This is a genomic window from Luteolibacter yonseiensis (assembly GCF_016595465.1).
GTDB lineage: Bacteria > Verrucomicrobiota > Verrucomicrobiia > Verrucomicrobiales > Akkermansiaceae > Luteolibacter > Luteolibacter yonseiensis.
In genome coordinates this window covers 158,889-180,106 of record NZ_JAENIK010000001.1, presented here as the reverse complement: position 1 = coordinate 180,106, position 21,218 = coordinate 158,889, and the positions used below count along the sequence as shown (strand labels likewise).

Annotated in this window: 13 protein-coding genes; 10 read left to right on the top strand and 3 right to left on the bottom strand. The window is 62.6% G+C overall.

What is annotated here, in order from left to right; genetic code table 11:
* The first annotated feature begins 164 nt into the window (after window positions 1-164).
* The 10 genes from JIN84_RS00670 (at window position 165) to JIN84_RS00625 (ending at window position 11,757) form a co-directional block, all read left to right on the top strand.
* Window positions 165-2,744, top strand: coding sequence for a tetratricopeptide repeat protein (locus JIN84_RS00670; protein ID WP_200349082.1), 2,580 nt, complete (start codon window positions 165-167; stop codon window positions 2,742-2,744).
* A gap of 28 nt (window positions 2,745-2,772) precedes the next feature.
* Window positions 2,773-3,507: a 4-hydroxy-tetrahydrodipicolinate reductase gene (dapB, locus tag JIN84_RS00665; RefSeq protein WP_200349081.1), complete on the top strand. Its 735-nt coding sequence runs from the start codon at window positions 2,773-2,775 to the stop codon at window positions 3,505-3,507.
* A gap of 167 nt (window positions 3,508-3,674) precedes the next feature.
* Window positions 3,675-3,890, top strand: a complete 216-nt coding sequence (locus JIN84_RS00660; protein ID WP_200349080.1) for a hypothetical protein — start codon at window positions 3,675-3,677, stop codon at window positions 3,888-3,890.
* Window positions 3,887-4,189: a type II toxin-antitoxin system RelE/ParE family toxin gene (locus JIN84_RS23515; protein WP_200349079.1), complete on the top strand. Its 303-nt coding sequence runs from the start codon at window positions 3,887-3,889 to the stop codon at window positions 4,187-4,189. The genes JIN84_RS00660 and JIN84_RS23515 overlap by 4 nt, the downstream gene beginning before the upstream one ends.
* A gap of 21 nt (window positions 4,190-4,210) precedes the next feature.
* Window positions 4,211-5,824: a S1C family serine protease gene (locus JIN84_RS00650; protein ID WP_200349078.1), complete on the top strand. Its 1,614-nt coding sequence runs from the start codon at window positions 4,211-4,213 to the stop codon at window positions 5,822-5,824.
* A gap of 119 nt (window positions 5,825-5,943) precedes the next feature.
* A complete protein-coding gene (locus tag JIN84_RS00645; RefSeq protein ID WP_200349077.1) occupies window positions 5,944-8,136 on the top strand; it encodes a carboxy terminal-processing peptidase in 2,193 nt (730 codons plus the stop codon).
* A gap of 160 nt (window positions 8,137-8,296) precedes the next feature.
* Window positions 8,297-8,518, top strand: a complete 222-nt coding sequence (locus tag JIN84_RS00640; RefSeq protein WP_200349076.1) for a hypothetical protein — start codon at window positions 8,297-8,299, stop codon at window positions 8,516-8,518.
* A gap of 134 nt (window positions 8,519-8,652) precedes the next feature.
* A complete protein-coding gene (locus JIN84_RS00635) occupies window positions 8,653-9,252 on the top strand; it encodes an ATPase (RefSeq protein ID WP_234043108.1) in 600 nt (199 codons plus the stop codon).
* Window positions 9,253-9,504: 252 nt separating this feature from the next.
* Window positions 9,505-11,106 carry a sensor histidine kinase gene (locus JIN84_RS00630; protein WP_200349075.1) on the top strand — a complete coding sequence of 534 codons (1,602 nt, stop codon included), beginning with the start codon at window positions 9,505-9,507 and terminating at the stop codon, window positions 11,104-11,106.
* 18 nt (window positions 11,107-11,124) lie between these two features.
* The gene (locus JIN84_RS00625) at window positions 11,125-11,757 is read left to right on the top strand and encodes a response regulator (protein WP_200349074.1); all 633 of its coding nucleotides are present in this window, start codon (window positions 11,125-11,127) and stop codon (window positions 11,755-11,757) included.
* Between the two features lie 334 nt (window positions 11,758-12,091).
* On the opposite strand, the gene JIN84_RS00620 is transcribed toward JIN84_RS00625, so the two are convergent.
* The 3 genes from JIN84_RS00620 to JIN84_RS00610 all read right to left on the bottom strand — a co-directional run bounded on the left by JIN84_RS00620 (window position 12,092) and on the right by JIN84_RS00610 (window position 20,918).
* Window positions 12,092-12,772 (bottom strand): hypothetical protein, encoded by a 681-nt coding sequence (locus JIN84_RS00620; protein ID WP_200349073.1) that lies wholly within the window; start codon window positions 12,770-12,772, stop codon window positions 12,092-12,094.
* Between the two features lie 33 nt (window positions 12,773-12,805).
* Window positions 12,806-16,597, bottom strand: a complete 3,792-nt coding sequence (locus JIN84_RS00615) for a hypothetical protein (protein ID WP_200349072.1) — start codon at window positions 16,595-16,597, stop codon at window positions 12,806-12,808.
* A gap of 277 nt (window positions 16,598-16,874) precedes the next feature.
* On the bottom strand, window positions 16,875-20,918 hold the full coding sequence (locus JIN84_RS00610; RefSeq protein WP_200349071.1) for a LamG-like jellyroll fold domain-containing protein: 4,044 nt from the start codon (window positions 20,916-20,918) through the stop codon (window positions 16,875-16,877).
* Between the last annotated feature and the right edge of the window lie 300 nt (window positions 20,919-21,218).

Below are 21,218 nucleotides of genomic sequence, written 5' to 3'. Positions count from 1 at the left end.
CCGCCTCTTTTTTTGCCCGGCTGTATCGATGATCCACGCCCACGGGCCTGGCCACGGCGCGGCCCGTCCGCCCGAGGCGCTTCCCGCGGTTCCTCAGCCCGGAGGATTTTCAATGATCCGGGCTGGTCATGGGGAAAGTCCCCTTCTAGCTTCCTGTCCGTCCGATGAAGTTCTGGCCCCTGTTTCCACTCCTGCTGCTCTCGCCCGTGCGAGGGCAGGGGGCGGACGCGTTCGCGGACCACGAGCGCAAGGGCGAGGCGGCGCTCGCGGACGGGCTGTGGGAGATGGCGGAACTGCATTTCCGCAACTGCCTCGCGGCTCCCGGACTCACACCCGGGGTGAAGTCCCGGATCGGCATCCGCCTCGCGGAGTCGCTGGTGCGCGAGGGAAATCCCTCCGCCGCGCTCGAGCTGCTGGAGCAATCCTTCGTGGAAAAAAACGCGGAGGCGCTTTTCTGGAAAGCACAGGCGCTCGCGGGCCAGAAACGTTTCGCCGAAGCGGCGGACCTCTTTTCCCACCTTCTGGAAAATCCTGCGGCGGCGCATCGTACGGAGGCCGGACTGACGCTGGCCAGCCTGCGGCTTGCGCTCGACCAGCCGGAAGCCGCGCTCGGATCGCTCGCGGGACTCATTCCCGGCGCGGATGAGAAAACCGCCGCGCGCATCCGCCTCTATCAGGTGGAAATCCTGCTCGATCTCGGCCGCGCCGCCCCCGCCCGCGCGGCGATGCCGGAGACCGCGGACATCACCGCGGAGGACCAGCCTCTCGCCTCCTTTCTCAATGCCCAGCTCCTCCTGAAGGAGGATCATCCGGCGGAAGCGGAAGCGGCGTTCCGCGAGCTGCTGAACCACGCGGACGGCCAGACGCTCGCGCACTACCACGCGGCGGCCATCGGCCTGGCGGACGCCGTCGCGGCCGGAGGAAAAGCCGAAGACGCCGCGAAGTCGCTGCTCGCCTTCATCCAGGACCATCCGGGCTCCCCGTTGCTGGACACCATGTTCGGCAGGATCCTCCAGTGGCTGCCGGAAAAACCCGCGACGACGGACCCCGTGCTGGAGCGGCTGGCATTGTGGATCACTCCCCCGCTGCTGCCGCCCATCTCATCCATCGCCACGCCTGCCTCCGGCTCGGCCGTCGCGGCGTGGCCCACCTATGAAACGCCCTCCAGCCTGACCGACCGGCTGGTCTTCTCGATTTACGCCCGCGCCATCGGTCTGCACCGCATCGGCACGACCGAGACGAAGGCGGAGGCACATTTGCTTTTCAACCGCCTGCGGATCGAGCATCCCGGGCATTTTCTCGCCACCCGGTCGCTCTACCAGTCCGCCCGCTGGCTGCTGGACGAGGGGGACAGCGAGCAGGCGTTTTCCTTGCTCAACACGTTGCGGCAGACCGCGGATTCCACGGAACTCAAGGGCGAGGCCGCGTTTCTCGAAGCCCGCGCCGCCTATCGGAAGGGCGATCCCAAACTGGCGATCCAGTTGTTCGAGGAAGCCGCGCGATCGCTCGGCGCGCCGGAAGCGAGGACGGCGAGACTGCAGGCGGCCATCGCCCGCCTCCACAGCGGAGAGGGCGGAAAAGTCCACCTCATCCAGAACCAGAACACCGCTCCCGACCAGGAGCTTGATGCGGATCTGGAGCTGGAGCGCGCCCTTTCCACCACCCCACCGGCGGCCGCCGCTCCCTTGCTGGAAGAATTTCTCAAGCGGTTCCCCGACCATCCGAGGGCGGCGGAAGCCCGGCTCGCCGTGGCGGAAGCCGCGCTCTCGGGCACGGCTCCGGACGTGGCGCTCGCGAAAATCCATCTGGACGCGCTCGAGGCCTCCTCGGAAAAATCCGCCGCGCTCCCGCCCCCCAGGCTGGCCCTGATGCGGATGAGGATGGCGGATCTCACCCACGATTCCGCCGCGGCGATGGCGCAGGCCCAGGCGATCATGGACACCTACCCGGGCGATCCGGTCGCCGCAGAAGCCGCCTTCACGCTTGGACGGAACCAGTTCCAGGCAGGCAGCTACAATGACGCCCGCCTGGTGTTTCAAAAACTCGCCACCACCGACACCGATCCCGACCGCGCGCAGGCCGCCTGGCTGCTCACCGCCCGCTCCGCCGCGCTCGGCGGCACCCCGCAGTCCAAGGAAGAGGCGCTCGTCTGCTTCGACAAGGCCTGCGAATCCAAGGGACCGCTGAAAGCCATCGCCACCTTGGAGAAAGCCTCCTTCCTCATCGACATGTACCGCCTGCCCGAGGCCTCCGCGTTTCTCGGCAAGTGGATCAAGACCCTGCCGGAGGATGATCCCCTCCAGCTTCCCGCCGGTCTCCTGCTGGGCGAGGCCCTCTATGCCCAGGGCAGCAGCAACGAGTCCTCCATGGTCGAGGCGCTGGCTGTTTATGACAGGCTGCTGGCCCATGCGAGAAGCCAGCCCTCGCTGCTGAACCGCCTGCAATACCTGCGCGGCACCACGTTGGAGCAGCTTCCCGATCCCAAGAACCCGGGAAAAAACCGCGAGAAGGAAGCCTTCCAAGCCTATTATTCGGTGCTTGAAACCACCACCCCGCCGACGGAGTGGGAATACTTCGAACGCTGCGGATTCGGCGCTCTCGCCCTGCTGGAAAAAGCGGAGCGCTGGCAGACCGCCATCTCCGTCGCACAGAAGATCGCATCCTTCAAGGGTCCCCAGGCCGAGATCGCCGCGGCCCGGGCGAGAAAAATCAAGCTTGAGCAAATGATCTTCGAAGACGACTGATCGCACACTTCAATTTTCCTTCACCAACATGCCAAACCTCCTCGTCACTGGAAAGTCCGGCCGCATGGGCCACACCATCATCGAAGCCGCGAAGCTCGCGGGCGTGCCCGTCACCGCCACCCACGATGCCGGAGAAGATCTGGACGCGGCATTTTCCAAGGCCACCTGCGCCATCGATTTCACGGTGCATTCCTTCACCACCGCCGTCGTGGAGGCCGCGTTGAAACACGGCACCAGCCTCGTCATCGGCACCACCGGCCACACGGATGCCGAGCGCCAGGTTATCTACGAGGCGGCGAAGTCCATCCGCATCGTCTACGCCGCGAACTATTCTGTGGGGGTGAACACGCTTTTCTGGCTCACCCGCCTCGCCTCGCGCATCCTCACGCAGGACCGCTTCGACATCGAGGTCACCGAGATGCACCACAAGCACAAGATCGACTCGCCCTCCGGCACCGCGCGCCGCCTGTTGGAAATCCTCAACGAGGAGACGAACACCTCCTACCAGGACGACATCGCGCACGGACGCTTCGGAAACATCGGCCCGCGCAAGCCGCGTGAGATCGGCATGCACACCCTGCGCGGTGGCGACGTGGTCGGCGACCACACCGTGCTCTTCGCCGCGGATGGCGAGCGCGTGGAACTCACCCACAAGGCATCCTCCCGCATGACCTTCGCCGCCGGTGCCGTCCGCGCCGCCTGCTGGCTGGAGGACCAGCCGGTGGGGCTGTATGACATGCAGGACGTGCTGGGTCTGAAGTGATTTCCGGTTGGCCGCCCCAATGACGGAGCCCCGTCGGCCACCGCCGGAAGGAGCGCGTTCCTCCTGAACGCCACGTGCGGTGGACATCCTCTCCAGCGGCCGGATGAGGCGTGCTGTCAGCCAAGAAATCGCCTTTCCTTCCAGCCAGCTTGACTTATCCTGAACGCATGAACGTGGAAGAAATCTGCACCGAAGCGCGACATCTGTCCCGCCCGATGCAAGGAGAGCTCATCGGACGGCTTCTTGAGGAATTCGGAACGTCCGACTACGACGTGAGCGATGAGGAGGTCGCCAGACGGCTGGTGGAAACGGACAGCGGCATGGTTCAGGATATTTCCCACGACGAACTGCTTGCGGGGCTTGAACGCTTCCGGAAATCTTGAAGCCGCTCCGTTACCATCCCAGCGTCCAGCGAGATATCCACGAGGCAATGCGATACTATTTGGAGAGCGCTTCCGAGAACGTGGCATCCCGCTTCTGGAACGAACTTTTGTCCGCACTCTCAAGAATCCAGGCAGAGCCGGATTCCCATCATTTTGATCCATCCGGACTGAGGCGTCACAATATGAGCAGGTTCCCATATCACATTCTGTTCCAAAATCTTGACGATCGGATCCGCATCCAGGTAATCAGACATAATTCCCGCAGCCCGAACTTTGGAGCCCACCGTAAAAGAGACTGAAGCCCGGAAACAATCCATCCCATGATGCGCTTGATCGAGCCATCCGCCAGGCTTTCTCCTACGATCGACACCTCAATTTTCAACAAACCATCCATGCGCCCTCTCCTCACCCTCCCGCTTTTCCTGGCTCTCGCGGCCTGCGAACGTCCGAAGCCCGCTCCAACCACAGAGGTCGCGCCTCCGCCAGTCGTCACGGCGGAGCCTGCGGTGATCAAGGTCGCGCCGAAGGATATCAAGCAATCCGTGGTCCGGATCAACTCGACCCAGCAGTCCTGGAATCCGGGACAGCCGTGGGAGAAGGACGAGCCGGCCTCGCGCCGGGCGCTCGCCGCCATCGTCGGACCGCAGCGCGTGCTCACCACGGCGGAACTCGTCGCGGACGCCACCTATCTGGAATTCGAATCACCGGACGGCACCCATCTCGCGCAGGCGAAGGTCATCGCCGTGGATTACGAGGCGAATCTCTCGCTGCTCGGCCCTGTGGACGAGAAGGAAGGCAACATCCTGTTTGAAAACACCGTGCCGCTGGAGATCACCTCGCCGCCGAAGATCGGGCAGGTGCTCGACATCCTGCAGATCGAGGACAACGGCCAGACTCTGATGACTCCGGGAAATCTCCAGAGCGTGGATGTGGCTTCCAATTTCCTCGCGGGTCACGCGTTCCTCACCTACATGCTCAAGGGCTCCATGCAGAGCGCGGCAAGCAGCTATTCCCTGCCCGTCCTGCAGGATGGGAAACTCGCGGGCGTGCTCATCAGCTACAACGGCAAGGACCAGATCTGCGACGTGGTTTCCACGGACATCGTGGCCCGTTTCCTCAAGGACTCCGCCGCGGGAGACTACAAGGGATTTCCCAGCGTGGGTATTTCCGTGGCCCGCACCGAGGACAATTCGTTCCGCCAATGGCTGAAGCTCGCTGACGACCAGGGCGGCCTCTACATCCACAACGTGCGCAAGGGCGGCGCGGCCGAAACCGCCGGAGTGAAAAAAGGCGACGTCCTTCTCGCCGTGGACGGCCAGCACATCGACCGCCGCGGCTACTACCAGCACGAGAACTACGGCAGCCTGTTCTGGGGCCACCTGATCCGGGGTTCGAAATCCACCGGCGACACCGTGACCCTCTCCCTGCTGCGCGAGGGCCAGCCGCTCGAAATCAAGGCCACCCTCACCCGCGAGGAGGAAAGCTCGAAGCTGGTCCCGGGCTACAGCTTCGACAAGGCGCCGAATTTCCTGCTGAAGGGCGGCCTGGTTTTCCAGGAGCTGTCGCGTCCGCTGCTGGAGTCGTTCGGCGAGAATTGGGAGAGCCGCGCGCCGCTGAATTTCCTCGATGCCATGGAAAACCCGGAAAAATACGAAGGCCGGGTGGACCGCATCATCTTCCTCAGCGGCTCCATCCCCACCCCCGCCACGGTGGGCTACGAAAGCCTGCGCAACCTCATCGTCAAGAAGGTGAACGGCAAGGAAATCAAGAACATGCGGAGCCTGGTGGACGCGTTCAAGGGCAACCTCGGCGAGCGGCATTCCATCGAGTTCGACGAGGAAAACTTCACGGTCTACCTCGATGAGACGGTCTCCGCCGCGGTGGATAAACAGTTGCTCCAGCGCGGAATCAGCCGATTGTCACGAGTGCAATGAGGAAACCGCGGCGATCCCCGCCGCAACAGGAATCACCCGCCATCGATTTCCAAGACAGTTCCCGCTTTTTGTTGCGTTATATCCAAAGAACGGGCCTCCGGCCCCGCACCAGCATCCAAATGAATCCACTGCTCCGCCGCTCCATCGTTCCGGTAGTCTCCCTCAGCGCCGCCCTCGTTACCACGTCCGGCGCCTTCAACCTCTTCGGTGACCCGGAACCGCTGGACGCCAAGGCCACCGATGCGGCGACCACCATGCTCACCTCGAAGATCCTCGAGCAGTCGCAGTTCGCCCACCAGGAGCTGGACGAGAAGCTCGCCGGCAGATTCCTCGACCGCTACCTCGACACCCTCGACGGCAACCGCATGGTGTTCCTCCAAAGCGACATCGACGAATTCGCCAAATCCCGCGCGAAACTCGCGGATGCGACCCGCAGCGACGGAGATTCCAGCCTGGCCCATACCATCTTCAAGCGATACCTGGAACGCCTCGACGAGCGGGTGGCCTTCATTTCCGACATGCTGAAAACCGGAAAATTCGATTTCACGGGCGACGAGACCTTCAACTACGACCGCAAGGACGCGCCTCATCCCGCGGACATCGCCGCCGCGAAGGCGATCTGGACCCAGCAGCTCCGCTACGAGTATCTGCAGGAGAAGCTCGCGGGCAAAAAGGAGGAACAGATCCAGAAAACACTGGGCAACCGTTCTTCGCGCATCGCGGACACCATGCGGAAATTCGATGACAAGGCGGTCCTGGAAATCTACCTTGAGTCGCTCGCCCAGGTCTATGATCCCCACTCCGACTACATGGGCCCGGAGCAGACGAAGAGCTTCGAGACCTCGATGAACCTCTCGCTCACCGGCATCGGCGCGACGCTCCGCTCGGTGGACGGCTACTGCAAGGTCGCGGAACTCGTGCCCGGCGGCCCCGCCGACCGCAGCGGTCTCATCAAGCCCGGAGACAGCATCATCGGGGTTTCCCAGAAACAGGGTGACGAATACACCGACCTCATCGACCTCCCGCTGCCGAAGGCCGTGGAGATGATCCGTGGCAAGAAAGGCACCACCGTCTACCTCAACATCATCCCGGCGAAGGCGGCGGATGAATCCGTCCGCAAATCCATCAGCATCGTCCGCGAGGAGATCAAGCTGGAGGACCAGCAGGCCAAGGCCCGCGTGATGGACCTGCCGTCCGGCGACGACCAGAAGCAGCGCATCGGCATCATCGACCTGCCCGCGTTCTACGCCGGCGAGGGCACCGCGAAAAGCGGCCCCACCTCCTGCACCGCGGATGTCGCCCGCATCATCAACAAGCTGAAGCAGGAGAACGTCACCGGCATCATCCTCGACCTCCGTCAGAACGGCGGCGGCTCGCTGCAGGAAGCCATCGACCTCACCGGTCTCTTCATCCCGTCCGGCCCCGTGGTCCAGACCCGCAACATGCAGGGCCGCACGGAAGTCGGAAAAGACACGGATGACCAGGTGCTCTACGACGGTCCGCTCGTCGTGCTGACCAGCCGCTTCAGCGCCTCCGCCTCGGAGATCGTTGCCGGAGCCCTTCAGGACTACGGCCGCGCGGTGGTCGTCGGCGATACATCGACCTTCGGAAAAGGCACCGTGCAGACCATCGTCCCGCTCTCCCGCATCATGCAGAGCGAGGGCATCGTCCCGGGCAGCGATCCCGGAGTGCTGAAGGTGACCATCAGCAAGTTCTACCGCCCCAGCGGCAAATCCACCCAGCTCGAAGGCGTCAAGGCGGACATCGTGATCCCCTCGCTCACCGACATGCCGGAGATCGGCGAGTCCGACCTGAAGAATCCCCTGCCCTGGGACACCATCGCCGCCGCGAAGTTCACTCCGGCAAACCGCGTCACCGCCTCGATCGACACCCTCCGCAGCCGCTCCACCGAGCGCGTCGCGAAGGACGAGGATTTCACGGACCTCAAGTCCGAGATCGAACGCTACCGCAAGCTGCGCGATGAGAAGTCCGTCTCGCTCAACGAAGACAAACGCAAGCAGGAAAAGGCCGTTCTCAAGGCCCGCGTGGAGGAGTTGAAAAAACAACGCCTCGCCCGCGCCACCCCGGAGCCGACCACCTACGAAGTCACGGTGAAGAACTCCAACAAACCCGGTCTCACCGACCTCTACAAACCGAAGGCCCGCCCGATCAACCTCGCCGCCGATGCGGACGAGGAAGAAGACGCCATCGACGACTCTCCCGCGCATGACCTCGTGCTCAAGGAAGCGCAGAACATCCTGCTCGACTACTCGAACCTCCTCAAGGGGAAGACGGTGGCGAAGCAGCAGTGAGGCAGCCATCTTTTGATTTTTCGACAAGGGCCACTCCGATCTCCCGGCCGGGGTGGCTTCGTCGTATAATCCATCCTCTCCATCCTGATCAACCCGGAGCTGGAAAGAGATGATTGCATCGAAGGACGGAAAGCTTTAATCTGGCATAAGAAAGCCGATCATGTCAGACGAACAGATCCAACAACTTGAAGACCACTTCCCTTCGCTGTCCGGCCAGGCTTTCGCCGCCGCCCGCGACAAAGTCCGGGCTGCGGGACAAACGGTGCTTCAATCCGAGGAAGGCATGCTGGTCAAACTCTTCCCTGACGGACGCAAAGAAGTGGTGAAACAGCTCGATCCGCCTGTCCGGGTGAAATTGGGTGAAAAGCTCATCATCCGGTGACACCCAGGTTACGATTGTTCGCGGGCCCGAATGGCTCGGGCAAGAGCGTCCTGAAGTCGTATCTGCCCACAAGCCTGCTTGGTGTCTATCTCAATCCGGATGAGGTGGAGGCGGAGATCCGAGCCTCGGGGGGATTGGATCTGACCGCTCTGAAAGTGGATGTGACGGCTTCCGAGGTATTGTCATTTTTTGCGGATTCGGTTTTTCTCAAGTCGCAGAATCTGGAGGATCAGGCGAAATCGCTTCGCTTCGTTGACGGCCGGCTGGATTTCAGCGCTGTGGAGGTGAATTCCTACCTCGCTTCCGTGACTGTGGATTTTCTTCGGCAATGGTATTTGCGGAAGCGGGTCAGCTTTACCTTTGAAAGTGTCATGTCGCATGCTGGTAAAATCAGGCTGCTGGCGGATGCACAGGAATCCGGATACAGGACTTATTTGTACTACGTCGCCACGGCTGACCCTGAAATCAATATTTCGAGGGTTCACAACCGTGTCGCCCTGGGAGGGCACGCTGTTCCGGAAAGCAAGATCGTGAGTCGGTATCATCGCTCCCTGGATCTTCTGATGGATGCCATCAAACAAACCAACCGCGCCTACATTTTCGACAACTCCACCGATAACCCGGCCGGCAATCATACGTGGTTGGCGGAAATAACGGATGGGAGAACAATGGAGCTGAAAACCGATCTGATTCCCTCCTGGTTCAACAAGGCTGTATTGGACAAAATCCGCTGACGGGTGGAGGGAAGGCTCTGGAATCCGGTGTTCCAGCGGTCGGTTGATCCGTCTTCCCTGTCCCCGGTTTGGGGACTGGACGGACCGCCTGTTTTCCCGGAAGCTGGCCTGCGGCGCGGGGTCTGTCCCGGACGGATCGTCCCTGCGGAGGAAGAACCCGCAATGATCCGCATACCGACAGTCAGAGGTTGAGAAGCGATGCCGGAATCAGATGATTCCGCAATACGACCTCCCGACCGGAAACCCACCCGCATGAATCTCCTGCCCCACAGCATCGCCCTTCTCACGGGTGGATTTGTTTTCGCGGAGGAGGGCGTCCGGCCGACATGGATCGAGCTTTTCACCGAGCACTCGACCCAGCCGGTGCGCGGTGCCGATGTCGCGGTTTCGCCCGATGCCAAGCAACTGCGGTTTGTGATGAATCCCGGTTCGCCGCGCGTCCGCTACCGCCTGGAGGGCCTCGACACGGGCTGGCAGAACAAGACGGACGAGATGTTCTTCATCGTCCGCTTCCACAACAGCAACGGCGATCCCATTTCCCAGCTGTCCTTTCCCGCCAACGGCGTGAGCCCGGGTTGGAAGGGAAGCGTCGAGCGGTCCACCTTCACGCAGAGGCGGGAAATCATCAGACCACCCGACGGCACGGCGTGCGTCACGCTGGTGATGTCATCCGCGGGTCCGGCGAACGTGGTGGGGGTTTTCGCGGTCTCGGACATCGCCTTTTCGGCGGTTTCCGATGATGGGAAACCTCCGGTCGCATTGCTGGCGAACAGCCGCCCGCCCGGCACCGGTGATTTCATCTGGAGCAAATCCGGCACCCATCCGTCGATGGCGACCACGGTCTGGCTGGGTCCCGAAGAAGCCAGGAAGGAGACGTTCGTCATCACGGACGACGACATCACGGCTCACGCGGACTGGGTCACCACGCTGAGAAACCTGCAGGATCCCCTGCAGGGAAAGTCGCTGGAACTGCGGTGGAACGAAACCTACAGCACCGGCACGGGCGGCCCCATCACGGCGGTTTACGAAAGACTTCCCGCGGGTTCCTACCGGCTGCGCGTGGAGGACCTCTCCATCACGGGGGAGTCCCTCGGATCGGGAACTGTCATGGCGGTGAAGGTCCCCCTGCCCTACTGGAAGAACCTCCGGTTCTGGGCGGCGTGCATGGCGGTGACCGCCATCCTCGGCACGCTCTACGGGCGCAGGCTCATCCGGCGGCGCATCAACCGCCACCTCCGCCACGCCCAGCTCATCGCCGACGAGCGCCTGCGGATCGCAAGGGATCTCCATGACGACCTCGGCACCCGGCTTTCCCACATCTCCCTGCTGGGAGCCTACGCGGAGACCAACAGCGCGGACGAGGAGGCGCGGGCCACCTTCGGCCAGATCACCGCGATGTCACGCGAGCTCATCAGCGCGCTTTCCGAAACGGTGTGGATGCTGAATCCGAAGAACAACAAGCTCGAGGCGCTGGTGGATTTCCTCTGCCGCCTCGTCAGCGAGCTCTGCCGGCTCTCGGAAATCCGCTGCCGCATCGACGCCATGCCATCCATCCAGGAGGTGACCGTCAGCCACGAGTTCCGCCACAACGTCAGCCTCGCGGTGAAAGAGATCGTCAACAACGCGCTGCGCCACTCGCAGGCCACGGAGATCAAGATGGCCATCCTGCACGAGAACCAGCAGTTGAAGATCACCGTGACGGACAACGGAGTGGGCCTCACCCGCGAACCGGGCAAGACCGGCCTCGGTCTGGAAAACATCAGCCAGCGCATGTCCGCGATCCACGGCACCTGCATGATCGCCCCCCATGAGAACGGCGGCCTGGAAATCACCTTGGAAGCACCGATCAGCTAACACCGAAATCCGACTCATATGATCTCCAGCAAGAAATCCGTGGTAGTGGTCGAAGACGATCCCCGGCTCCAGCAGCACCTCATCATGTTGTTGGAAAAACCCGTGGACATCACCTGCCTCACGGCGGTCTCCTCGGCGGAGGAGGCCTTGGAAAGAATCCCCGCCTACCGGCCGGACGTGGTGCTGATGGACATCAACCTGCCGGGCATCTCCGGGATCGACTGCATCCGCGAGCTGAAGAAGAAGCTTCCACGGCTGGAGGTTGTGATGCTGACCGCCTATGAGGAGGAGGACAACATCTTCCGCGCCCTGAAGGAAGGAGCCAGCGGCTACCTGCTCAAGTCCAGCACGCCGGAGGACATCTACAACGCGATCCGCGATGTCTACTCGGGAGGCGCGCCGTTTTCCAGCCACATCGCCCGCAAGGTGGCACAGTATTTCCGATCCGAGAAGAACCTTGAAGACGAGAATGAGAAACTCACGCCCAGGGAGAAGGACGTGCTGAAGCTGCTCGCCTCCGGATATATCTACAAGGAGGTCGCGGACCAGTTGGACATTTCATTGGAAACCGTGCGGACCTATGTGAAACGGATCTGCATCAAGCTGCATGTGCGCAGCAAGGTGGAGGCGATCTTGAAATTCCGATCGTGACGGGTGATAGAGGACGCGCCTCGTATTGAAACACCGCAAAAGATTGACACCAGTTTCCGAAAATAAAGTGACGATTGAAGCCGGCGAAGCCTTCGGAATGAGCGCAGCTCGCTGCCGCTTTCCGCAGTCAGCTTGCTGACACGGCGGAACCCCAGGGAATCATGAGTTGCTCCGCAGGCTGTTGGCAAGGGGAGGCCTGCCTTATGAATTCGAACCTCCGTCCCGGCCAGCGAGCTGGCAGATGAAAGCGGCAGCGAGCTGCACGCAGTCCACGGAGCCCCGGAACACGCCAGGGAGCGTGGAAGAGGACACGGAGAAACAGACAGTACTCCTGTCAGGATGCGGCGGGGGCCTTGGTATTGATGTCCTGGAAGGTCACGATGCGCGGACGTCCCGAGGCGGGATCGACGAAGGCGATCATGAGGTAGCGGGTTCCCGGCAGGAAACGCAGGGTGCTCTCGCTCGCGTCCCTCCATGTCTCGTCCTGCTGGAACTGGAATGTCACGGCCGCCATGTTGAACTCGTCGCGGTCGGTGGGTCTCGCCACACCGGTGGATCCGGCGGGCTTGAGCATGATCTTGTGCTCGCCGATGACGAACCGGATGTTCTTGTTATGGAAATTCGCCACGAACGCGCCACCGTCCGGGAAGTTCTTCGCCGAGTCCTCGATGACGAAAACGCGCCATGATTGCGCGGCTTGGGTTTTGGGTCCCGCGACGAAGAGCAGGATGGCGGCCTTGATCCCGGCGGGAAGCGTGGCCGTCGCCGCAGGCTTGCGGTCCGTGGCGTTGAGAAAGGTGAAAACGTCGGTTTTGGAATACAGGCTCATTTCCTCCGAGAGCGTCCCGGTCGGTACGGCGACCTTGATTTCCGCACCATCACCGGAGCTGGCGAGCAGCGCGGGCGGAGGTGTGGCGGGATCCAGGGCGACCACCCGGCAGGTCACCTTGCGACCTTCCTGGGCCATGATGAATGTCGGGAACAGGAGGAGCAGACAGAACGAAAGGATGCGCATCGGGATGGGTTTGAACGAGCTTGGTGTGATGATTCAGATTTCGTCGCGGTTCAGCCAGCGAAAAGATGTGAGGGTGAAACGGCGGCCGAAGTTTTTGTTCGCGTTGCTGGCCAGCGCGGCGACGGACGTGTCGACGGCATCCGCCGCCTTGTCCACCCAGTCCGGCATGCGCTGGACGACGGCCTCGCAGGTGGCGGAGGCCAGCATCATCCCGGCCGGACTGCGGGCTTCCCCGTAGGCGCGGATGGTGAAGGTGTCGGAACGTACGGTGGCCGCATTTCCCAAAACATTCAGGATGTCCGCCTGGGTCAGATAGCCGGGCGCGCCTTGGTAGCTGGGCCCCTCGCCCGCCTTGGGATTCTTGTATCCATACTTCACCGAGGTGCCCGCGGGAATTTCATAACCGGATTTCACATTGCCGCCGTCCAGCAGTTTTTCGTTCAGCAGCTTGTTGCCGGATTTCGTATCATCGATGGCCTGTTGCAACGCGCCGCGCTGGGACATGTCGTCCGATGCGGGACCGAGGCGGCGGTTGACGAACTCCGCCATGGAAAGGAAGGGTCCCCTGAGCCGGACCTGCTTGACGATGTTCTGGGCGAGGTCCTGCAGTTCGTCGTCCGAGTATTCGCGGGGTCCGAGCCAGAAGCCATCCGTGGGTGTGGCTCCGTTTTCGGCGGAGTTCGATCCGGGAAGCCTGAACCGGCTGATGCGCGCCTCACCGGTCTTCGTCGGCTTCAGATCAATCAGACGCGTGGAGATGTCGGACGGGTTGGCGCGCGTGTTGATCAGCGCCTCCTCCTCGTGGATGGAGGCGAGCATCGCCTTCCACGCCAGGACCGAGGTGGAGTTCACATTGAAGCTTCCATCCATCGTTTCCCACGATGCGATCTGCTTGTAGCCGGCGGCATCGGTGACCACGTTCGGGAGATCCGTCATCGCCTTGCCGGAGGGAGGGAGGACATGGATGCGGGCGTCGTCGAGGGAGGACTCCTTCACGAACTCGTCCGCCATCGCCTTCGCCGTCCGTCCGGCGGTCCCGAAGTTCCCGGTCTGGTCCGCGAAGCCGGAAAAATAGAACCCGTCATAGAGCGCGAGGTTCAGCAGGAAGGAGTGGTCCAGGTAGCTGTATCCGTTCGGCCCGGACTCGTGGATCTTGTCGGTGCTCAGGAGCGGATGGGCCCATGAGTTGCCGATGGGTTGCGCGAAACGGGGCAGATAGCCGGAGGATCCGCCGGGATTGGCTCCGTTGAGGCCCGCCAGGGTCTGGACGGGTGCGAGCGGGACATCATAAAGAACGCCGAATTTCGTCCCGTTGAAATTGCTGTTTCCGGTGATGAACGACGCGCGGTCGGTGTTCTTCTCGATGGCGGGAAACTCCGCCAGTTCGGATTCGGGCAGCAGCCGCAGGTCGATCTCGTGGGATTGGTTCGCGGGATGTTCCTTGAGGATCTTTTGCGAGGACGTGGCGACCGCTCCATGCGCGAACGCCCATGGCTTGCCGTTGTAGCGGCCGTCGACGTTCGTGGCGTCGATCCCGCCCGAGGTGTTCTTCGCCTGGACGGTGAGCAGCGCGAAGGCCTTGGCTTTCTGAAGCTGGCCGATGGGAGTGCTGGAAGGCTCCCTCATTTCGTGTCCCACCACATAGTTCTTCGCCAGGTCGCCGCCGGGGTAGCGCAGCGCCGTCTCGCCACCGGTCGGGCTGAGGAATTTCTGAAGTCCCTTCGGCTCGGAATAATCCATCTCGATGGCGGTGATCTTCTTGTTCGCCGTCCCGGCCACGGTGGCGGAGAGCTGGATCGTGAACTTGTTGTTGTTCGCGGGGATGCTGATGGGAGCGAATTCGACGTGGATCTTGTCATCCCATGCCAGGCCGTAGCAGCCCTTCCACAATCCGTACGGAGGCTCCGCGCTGCCGGGAGTCTCGGAGGAGGCGCTGCCGAAGCTGGGCTGGTTCCCCGCCAGCCAGTCACAGTCATAACCGATGCCGAACCCGCGCCACCCGGGAATCGCATCGATGCTCTTGGTGATCCCGGTCGCGAGCTCGATGTCCCAGAAGGTCCGGCTTCCCAGGTCCTGGGCATAATTGCGCGTGGGATCGATGTAGGGCGAGAACAGGATCACCTCGCCCGGCAGCATCCGGAAAACGGGGGCGCCGACCTTGCCACCAACCTTGGTTTTCAGGTTCATGCCGAAGACCTTGCTCTTCTGGCCGTTCTTGTTGTCGTCGGTCATCGTCTCAAGCGGCACGAGTCCCTTGCTGAGGGGCGCGCCGTTGCGGAAGACCTGCATCGCGAAGGGCACGCCGATGAACTCCAGCCGCAGGTTCGTGAACTCCAGCGCGACATTGTAGGGATTGTGAAGCGTGACGATGGGCGTGTAGAGCAGGTGCAGGTCATAGTCATACTTCGTGGATCTGAAATAGGCGTCCTGCGGACCGTGGAGGTTCCCGGCTTTTTCAGCGGTGGTGAGCCGCCTCTGGATGTTCGCGGGCAGGTTGGGGTAGAGGTCGCGGGCGATCAGGCTGAAGAGCATCTGCACCTTCGCGATCGTGGGAGTGAGGACCACGCCGGCCGGTGGTTCGGGTTTCACGGTGATGCTCGATCCGGGTTCTCCCGGCGTTCCGTTCTGAACCGAAGCGTTCCAAGCGGCGGGCACCCGCGTCTTGAGGACAGGAACGCCGTTTGTCTTGGTGAGGTTGGCCGTATCCTTGTAGGTGGACGCGAACTGCCTCAGCGACTCCCACTGCGGATCGGATTTCACGCCGGCGGGCAGCGAGGAAAAGCGCGAGGCATAGATGCCTTTGTTCGTTCCTGTCGTATATTCGGACGGCAGGGTGGTGGAGTTCGTCATGAGCTGGAAGTCCTGCTTGAGTCCGCCGCGCGCGACGTCGGTGAACAAGCCCGTGGACACCGTGGTGATGTCATGGGTGAGGGCCATCAGCTTTTCCTGGTCGACGCCGGAAGCTACTTTTTTCGCAGCGAGGGAAAAACTCCGCGGCGTGACGCCCTTCATGATTTCCTTCGCCTCTTCCTTACCGGTTTCAAAAAATTTCCGTTCGAGTCCTTCGAGATCATCGATGAACGCCACCCCGGGAAGACGGCCGGCTCCGAGCCGCGAGGTTTTCGTCCCTTCCCTCGTTGTCACGCCGGCGACGTCTTTGGTGAAGAGGTTGTTGATGCGGACCTTCACCCCTTCATCCATCACCGCCCAGGCCAGGGCACCCGGCGTGGAATTGATCGGGACCTTGTTGACGGCCACCTCGTTGGACGCGGCGTTCGGAGAAGTGTTGTTTTTTCCGACGGTGCCCGTCCCCCACAGCGTCACGCCCGGGGCGGATTGGGAAGCCGGGCCGGTGACGGCGGGCGTCGCCTCGCTGGCGAAGCCGATCTTCCTGCTTTCCAAGGGATCCCCGGAAACCAGCCAGCCGCGGAATTTCGCGTCGCGCGCTGTTTTCTGGAACTCGGAGGGCTGGGTGTTCGGGGTCATCTCCCACGAGTCCCACACTCCGGTGAGCCTCGGATTGGCGATCCTGTCATCAAGGATGTCCGCCCTGGCGGTGATCCGCTGGTCGGGTCCGGCGTTTTTCTGAAGCTCGCCGATCGCAAGCATCAGGGCCATGCGGGCGTTGGCGCGGGCGACGGACATCGCGTTGTTTTGTCCGGAGTTTCTCAGTGTGACACCCGCCAGGCTGAGCAATCCCACGGCGATGACCGCGAGCAGGATCATGAGCGAGAGGGTGACGATCAGGGCGAAACCCCGCGGATGGGTCCGGCGGGGCCGTCGGGCGGAACACCGGCGGGCGGTGGCCGTGGGTTGGGTTTTCATGAATGGGTTTGGGTTGGGTTGGAACCAGTCCGGGCTTTGGGAAAATTGGGGTTTCCCTCATCCGGATCCTCGGGTGGAACTGGTGGTAAAAACGGTGCTGTCCGGAGTCCGGGCCTCGTCCTCCCGCGGGCGGGAACCTGTCGAAGCGCGGACTCCACACGGCAGTTGGTGGGAGCGGTTGTGGATTTTTCGAACAATTTCCCGCGCCAGGAAACGGGTTTCCCGGCGCGGGTCGTTGGTTCGGGCGGATGACGGGGAGCCATCCGCCCGATGGAATTCAATCGGCCTTCACCCGGACGAACAGCGAGGACGCTGTGAGCGGAGCTCCGGTGAGTGTGACGGCGACGGTCTGCACGTCGCCGGTGGTTCCGACGACCGTCTGGCTGGCGGTCGCTCCGGCATCCGTGGCCCATCCGGCGAGGCCCGGCGAGGTGAGCACGGTGTAAGTCAGACCACTCACCGCAGGGTCGCGGCGGGTGTAGCGGAACGTGCCCGCCGTCTTGTCGAGCTGAACGGTGATCGGGCTGGACGAGGCACCGCTGCTTGGATCGAGACCGAAGGCATACTCCTGCAGGTTGCTCAGGCCGTCGCCATCCGGATCACCGGCGGAACTCTTGTCCGAGAGCCCCGGATAGTTGGTGCCGATCCAGATGTCGAACGGACTGCCGACCACGGCCGGCGTGCTGCTGCCGGGAGGAAGCTGCACGTCATCCATCGCGATCCAACCCCAGCTGCCCTTGTCCGCATTGATCAGCTCGAGGGTGCAGGCCACACCGACGAACGGAGCCAGCTCCGATTGGGTGAAGGTGTAGGTGCGGTAGGTATCGTCGTTTCCGGTCGATTTGGCTTTGTTCAGCACGAAGGCACCGTCGCTGACGCGGCGCAGGATGACGCCCATCCACCCGCCATCCTGGATGGCGGCGAACGGAATGGCGGCCTCGTTGGCCGGTGCGATGCCGGTATGGGAGGTGCCTTTCGCGAGCTTCAGGGTGAGATCCCCTCCTCCACCCACATTGAACTGTGGCGAGCGGAGCCACAGGGTGTTCAGGTGCAGATCGCGGGCGCCGGTACCCACTTCGGTGGCTTCCACCGCGCCGAAGCCGGTGCGGAAGAGGCTGCTCAATCCCGGAGGATGGGTCGCCCCGCCGTTGATGTGGGCGGGCACTTCCCAGACATCCGGCGCGAGGTCCACCCATGCGGAGGTGGCCGCGTTCCACACGCGGTTGTGCCAGCCGTCGAGCGTGTTGTCCGTATTGAAGTTGTTCCCGAGGATGACGTTCACCGTGTAAACGTTCACCGAAGAATCCGAACCGGTGACCGTGTAGGTCTGCGGGGTGGCGAAATCCCGGACCGTGCCGGACACGGGATTGCTGACCGCGCCCGCCGTGAGGGTGAAGGTGGGGGCGAGAGCCGCCAGATCCGTGCCGATCGGCAGGGTCCAGGTGACGTTCGTGCCCGAAATCACCGCGGGATAGCCCGGTATGCCGAAGTTGCGGAGCTTCGCCTCCGCGCCCTGCGGCGTCGTCGGCGTGGTCATCACCGTCTGCACCTGGGAGGCGAAGAGCTTCTGCTTGTAGATCCGGACATCATAGAGCAGGCCCTGGAAGTAGTTTCCGATGTCCACATTGTTCCCACCCTGGCGCGCGCCGAGGAAAAGGTGCTTCAGCGGAGCGAGCGCCATGAGCTGGCCCATCGCGTTGTAAGTGTCGTGCGAGAGCACGCCATCCACATAGAGCGAGCGGGTGCCGGATGCCTGGTCCCAGACTCCCGCATAGTGGTGCCACACGGGTGGATTCTGGTTCACAACGATCAGGCTGCCCGGCGCGTCCTCGTTCTCGATGCCGCGCATGGTGAAGGTGGCGTTCGGATTGCCACCGAAGCGGCGGACCTGCCAGCCGATGCCGTCTTCCCCGCCCTTGCTCACCCAGGGATTCCATTCACCGGGGAAGCCCTTCGCCCAGAAGGCGATGGTCACCTGGCTGCGGATGCCTTGGTCGAAGGTGTTCACATAGGCTCCGTCGGAGCTCGCGGTGTTCGCGATCTGGACCGCGACATTTCCCGCCCTGAGGTCGAGCGAACTTCCTCCGAAGTCGAGCGGCACATCGTTCGGATTGAACGCGAGGGCTCCCGCGTTCGATCCCGCGGCCACGCCGTCATGCGTGCCAGCCGGAGTGATCACGGAGGTATTGGTGAGATTCTCCGCACCGGAAACCCAGTGGCCGACCAGGGCCGTGGCCGGATCCGGAAGAACCACCGCCGTCACCGTGTAGGTGCGTGTCACCGCCGAGTCCGACGAGGTCACCGTGTAGGTGACGGGGCTGGTGAAGTTCTGCGTGCTGCCGGAGGCCTTGTTGACGGTGGCCCCGGCGCTGAGGGTGAAGGTCGGTGCCAGCGCCGTCACGGAAGATCCGAAAGGCAGCGTCAGCGTGATGTTGTCCCCGGAGATGGCGGCGCGTCCCATGAGGGTCATCGACGTCATTTCGGCGGTCGGTGCGAGGGTGCCGGGAACGGAAACATTGTCCATGTTCGTCCAGCCCCAGCCGCCCCTGTTGTAGTCGATGTAGTCGAGCGTATACTGGCGGCCGTTGTTCGCGAACGGGGCAAGCTCGGCGGCGGTGAAGCTGTTGTTCTGCTGCGCGTCGCCATTTCCCGTGCGGGCCTTGCTCAGGACATAGGTGTTAGACGCCACATCGCGCAGGGCGGCACCGGCGAACCCACCGGCCTGTGACAGCTGCGGGATCGCGGAAGGGCCGAAGCCGGGCGCGCCAAGCAGGGATTGTCCGCCCATCAGGTCGAAGGTGAGCGGACCGACGTTGTTCAGGTAGAAGGCGGGAGAACGTGCGAAACGTGTTTCATCGTTGTCACCACCCGCATTGAGCCGGCTGTCCCGCAGGACGAAGCCGTCGCTGATGAGCGGCCAGATCTGCGACCAGCCCTGCAGGCCGTTGTTGAAATCGAAGGTCAGCGGGGTGGATTCGACGACCGTCACCGTGTAAACCTTGGTCGAGCCATCCTCCGCGGTGATGGTGTAGGTCTGCGGAGTGGTGAAGTCCCGCGGCTGGTTGCCCGATTCATAATTCGGGTCCTGCAGGCTCAGCGGAGAGGTCGTGTAGATCGGCGCGATATTGGTCACGTCGGTTCCCACGGGCACGTTCTTGATGATGTTCGTGCCGGAAATCGTCGCGGGTCCGAGGTAGTCGAAGTCGAACGTCAGGATGTCCTTCGCGGAGCTACCCTGCAAAGTGGGCGTCGCGCTCACTTCCGCGCTGGCCGCGCTCGTGCCGGAAGGGTTGGTTGCGGAGATCTTGATGAAATACTGGGTGCCGTTCTCCAATCCAAGAGTCTTGGTGAACGAATAACCGGCGAGTCCCTCCTCCGCCGTAATCACGTCCGTCTGCAGGGCGTTCGTGGTGCCGTGGCGGGTGGTCACCGTATAACTCGCGGCACCGTGGACGGCCGGCCATGTCAAGGCGATCCTGCCTTTCCCACCCGTCGCGGTCAGGCCCACGGGGGTCTTCGGCGGGACCATGTACGCCACCTCCGTGGAGGTCAGCGGCGAGTTATAGACCCGCACGTCGTAGATCAGCCCGAGGAAAAAAGACTCGAAGTCCGAGCCTCCCGTCTGTCTCGCACCGATCCCCAGATGCTTGTTCGGGGCGAGCGCCACGCTTGGTTTGTCAAAAGTCGTCGTGTTCGTGTGCGACAACACCCCATCCACATACAGATAACGCATGCCCGAACTCTTGTCCCACACCGCGGCATAATGATGCCATACGGGAGGGTTCTGGTTCACACTGATCGTTCCGCCGGATCCGTCCTCATCCGCGAGGCCGCGCAAGGTGAAGCAGGGCACCGGACTGTCCGAGAATCTCCGCACCTGCCAGCCCACTCCGTCCTCGCCGCGCTTGGAGATCCAGCCGGCCCAGTTGCCGGGAAATCCCTTGGCCCAGAACGCGACGGTCATCTGATCCTGGAGGCCTTGGTCGAAGGTGTTCACATATCCGCCGTCGGTGTTCGCGCTGTTCGCGATCATCACGCCGACGTTGCCGATCTTGAGGTCCAGCGATTTTCCGGTGAATCCCGCCGGCACGTCGGAGTTGTAGCTCAGCAGATGGGCGTTCGCGCCGACGGCGACGCCGTTATGGGTGCCCGGGGTGCCGAAGCCGGAGGTATCATTGAGAGTTTCCGCGCCGGAAAACCACCTGCCGACCAGATCGGCATGAGCGGTTGTCCCCGCGCCGCACACTGCCGCCGCGGCGACAAGCGCCAGGGGCCGTAATTTCGCCAACAGGCGATGGGTTCTACTAGGGTTTTGTTTCATATGGATGGGTTTGGTTGCCAGAACCCCACATAACGGAGATTCAACACCTTACATGCCCGGAGAAACGACTCGCGATCCTCCCGCCATGAGAACCCATCGTGCGATTCCCGCCGGAAAATGGATAGTCCCCAAAACGGGGACAAATGTGGGGACAAAGTGGGGACAAGAACCCATGTCCGTCGTCCGGTATCCACCCTCCCATCACCCTCATGGGAACCCGTGATCTCCGCCTGCCGAAGCTCGAACACAGGCTTGCCTATGGAAATCACCATAGGAAGCCGCCAGGCTGGTGGAGAACTT

Excerpts from the sequence above, each read along its gene's own strand:
- JIN84_RS00670 (WP_200349082.1), top strand. The coding sequence starts at position 165 with ATGAAGTTCTGGCCCCTGTTTCCACTCCTGCTGCTCTCGCCCGTGCGA.
- dapB (WP_200349081.1), top strand. The coding sequence starts at position 2,773 with ATGCCAAACCTCCTCGTCACTGGAAAGTCCGGCCGCATGGGCCACACC.
- JIN84_RS00660 (WP_200349080.1), top strand. The coding sequence starts at position 3,675 with ATGAACGTGGAAGAAATCTGCACCGAAGCGCGACATCTGTCCCGCCCG.
- JIN84_RS00650 (WP_200349078.1), top strand. The coding sequence starts at position 4,211 with ATGATGCGCTTGATCGAGCCATCCGCCAGGCTTTCTCCTACGATCGAC.
- JIN84_RS00645 (WP_200349077.1), top strand. The coding sequence starts at position 5,944 with ATGAATCCACTGCTCCGCCGCTCCATCGTTCCGGTAGTCTCCCTCAGC.
- JIN84_RS00640 (WP_200349076.1), top strand. The coding sequence starts at position 8,297 with ATGTCAGACGAACAGATCCAACAACTTGAAGACCACTTCCCTTCGCTG.
- JIN84_RS00630 (WP_200349075.1), top strand. The coding sequence starts at position 9,505 with ATGAATCTCCTGCCCCACAGCATCGCCCTTCTCACGGGTGGATTTGTT.
- JIN84_RS00625 (WP_200349074.1), top strand. The coding sequence starts at position 11,125 with ATGATCTCCAGCAAGAAATCCGTGGTAGTGGTCGAAGACGATCCCCGG.
- JIN84_RS00620 (WP_200349073.1), bottom strand. The coding sequence starts at position 12,772 with ATGCGCATCCTTTCGTTCTGTCTGCTCCTCCTGTTCCCGACATTCATC.
- JIN84_RS00615 (WP_200349072.1), bottom strand. The coding sequence starts at position 16,597 with ATGAAAACCCAACCCACGGCCACCGCCCGCCGGTGTTCCGCCCGACGG.
- JIN84_RS00610 (WP_200349071.1), bottom strand. The coding sequence starts at position 20,918 with ATGAAACAAAACCCTAGTAGAACCCATCGCCTGTTGGCGAAATTACGG.